This window comes from Paratractidigestivibacter sp. (assembly GCF_052362415.1).
GTDB lineage: Bacteria > Actinomycetota > Coriobacteriia > Coriobacteriales > Atopobiaceae > Paratractidigestivibacter.
Genome location: NZ_DAWEMK010000076.1, coordinates 1 through 2,229 on the forward strand (window position 1 = coordinate 1; position 2,229 = coordinate 2,229).

Consider the following 2,229-nt stretch of genomic DNA (forward strand, 5'->3'; position numbering starts at 1 on the left):
TTCTTTGGCCCCGGCGCGGAGGACCTCGCCTTCAACAGCGGCGGGGCCTGCCCCGCCTGCAGCGGCACGGGCATCGTGCGCGCCGTTAACCGCGCGGCGCTCGTGCCCGACGAGGACAAGACGATCGACGAGGGCGCCGTGGTGGTCTGGGGCAGCCTCATGTGGGACCTCATGAAGCAGGTCTGTGGCGCCATGGGCGTGCGCACGGACGTGCCCTTCCGCGACCTCACTCCCGAGGAGCGCGACATCGTCTTCGACGGCCCCGCCGAGAAGCGCCACATCCTCTACCGTTCAAAGAAAGGGGACGACTTCGCCGAGCTCGACTTCACCTACTACAACGCGGTGCGCACGGTGGAGAACGCGCTTTCCAAGGCCAAGGACGAGAAGGGCCTGAAGCGCGTCGAGAAGTACCTCGTGGAGTCGCCCTGCCCCGACTGCGGCGGGACGAGGCTCTCCGCCGCGGCGCGAGGCCCGCTCGTGCGCGGCATCAACCTGGCCGAGGCCACGGCCATGACGCTCGACGAGGCGGTGGCGTGGGTCGCGGGCGTGCCCGGCAGCTTGCCCGAGGCGATGCGCCCGATGGCGACCTCTATCTGCGACTCGTTCATGGAGACGGCACGTCGGCTCCTCGACTTGGGGCTGGGGTACCTCTCGCTCGACCGGGCGGGCTCAACGCTCTCTACCGGCGAGCGCCAGCGCGTCCAGCTCGCGCGCTCGGTGAGGAACCGTACCACGGGAGTCCTCTACGTGATGGACGAGCCCTCGATCGGCCTGCACCCCGCGAACATCGAGGGTCTCCTGGGCGTCATGCGCGACCTCGTGGCCGACGGCAACTCCGTGGTCATGGTCGACCACGACACCAAGGTGCTCCGCGCGGCCGACCACATCGTCGAGATGGGCCCCGATGCGGGCGCCGGCGGCGGGCGCGTGGTCGCGCAGGGGAGCGTGGCCGAGGTCGCGGCGGACCCCGCCTCGCTCATCGGGCCTTACCTCGCAGGCGGCGCGCGCGTCTCCGCGCGCCCGCAGGCGAGCGACGATGACATGTTTGACCTGGGGCGTATCCACCTCGAATCGAGCGGGTTGCATACCGTGAGGCCCTTCTCGGTGGACGTGCCGCGAGGGCGCCTCGTGGCAGTGACGGGCGTCTCGGGCTCCGGCAAGACGACCCTTGTGCTGGAGACGCTGGTCCCGGCCCTTCGCGCCGCGGCCGCCGGCGAGGCTCTGCCCGAGCATGTGCGTGCGCTCGAGGCGGACGGGATCCGACGGGTGAACCTCATCGATGCCACGCCCATCGGCGTCAACGTGCGCTCGACCGTGGCGACCTATTGCGGCGCCCTCGACGACCTGCGGCGCGCCTACGCGCGCACCGACGCGGCGAAGGCGGCGGGCCTGAAGGCGGGCGATTTCTCGTACAACACGGGGAGCCTGCGCTGCCCGACCTGCGACGGAACGGGTCAGATATCGCTCGACGTCCAGTTCCTCCCCGATGTGGACATCGCCTGCCCGGATTGCCGCGGTAGCCGCTATGGGGCGCGGGCCGTGGGGATCCGCCGCGCCGAGAAGGGCGGCGGGCGGAGCGGCTCAGGCAAGGGCGGCGCCGGCCCCGAAAGCCTTAACGGCTCCGAAAGCCCCGCAGGCCTCAGCCTGCCCGAGCTTCTTTCCCTCTCGGTCGACGAGGCGCTGCCCCATGTGGCTGACATCAAGCGCGCGCACGCAAAGCTGCAGACCCTGCACGACCTGGGCCTGGGCTACCTCACGCTGGGGGAGGCGACGCCCGCGCTCTCGGGCGGCGAGGCTCAGCGCCTCAAGCTCGCGAGCGAGATGGGCCGCGGGCAGGCCGACGCCGTCTTCGTCTTCGACGAGCCCACCATCGGCCTGCACCCGCGCGACGTCGCCGTGCTTCTCCGCGTGTTCCAGCGCCTGGTCGAGCAGGGCGCGACCGTCGTGGTCATCGAGCACGACACGGACTTCATCGCCAACGCCGACTACGTCATCGACATGGGCCCCGACGGCGGCGAGGCGGGCGGGCGCATCGTCTCGTGCGGAACGCCCACGCAGGTCGCGGCGGACCCCATCAGCCTTACCGGCCGCTACTTATGACGAAAAGGGACAGTCCCTTTTCGTCATCATGAGAAAAATGACGAGAAGGGACTGTCCCTTTTCGTCATCCGAGCAGAAGCGCCGCGTCGAGCGCCGTGACCACGACGCCGATCGCCACGAGCGTCGCCG

1 protein-coding gene is annotated in these 2,229 nt (G+C 70.3%); it reads left to right on the top strand.

The window, feature by feature from the left end; translation table 11 throughout:
- The coding region (locus ACT84W_RS07770; protein ID WP_444328789.1) for an excinuclease ABC subunit UvrA at window positions 1-2,100 on the top strand (2,100 nt) is incomplete at its 5' end.
- Window positions 2,101-2,229 lie beyond the last annotated feature (129 nt).